At 72.4% G+C, this 250-nt stretch carries 1 protein-coding gene; it reads right to left on the reverse strand.

Translation table 11 applies throughout. The annotated features are described in order from the left end of the window. Positions 1-225 (reverse strand): hypothetical protein (locus ON31_RS29325; RefSeq protein WP_039818284.1); only part of this gene is annotated, 225 nt, incomplete at its 3' end. Positions 226-250: the final 25 nt, after the last annotated feature.

The following is a 250-nucleotide window of genomic DNA, read 5'->3' on the forward strand; positions in this document are numbered from 1 at the left end:
CGCGCCGGGCGACGACATCCCTCGGTCAGCACCGGGGGACGGTTCGTACGCCGCGGTGACGGCGGCGAGGATCGTGAGGACGACGAGCAGCGTCCAAATCGGGTGAGGCCAGACGAGCGCGCACCAGAGCGCAGCGCCGGCGGCGAGGACGACGAGCACACGGCCGAGTTCAGCGAGCAGGCCGAGAGAGTCCCGGTCGAAGCGGTGCGCGGATGCGCGGGTCATGACGCCAACCCGGTGCTCGTGGCGG

Origin of the sequence: Nocardia otitidiscaviarum NBRC 14405 (assembly GCF_000308635.1) — a bacterium.
In the GTDB taxonomy this organism is placed as follows: domain Bacteria; phylum Actinomycetota; class Actinomycetes; order Mycobacteriales; family Mycobacteriaceae; genus Nocardia; species Nocardia otitidiscaviarum.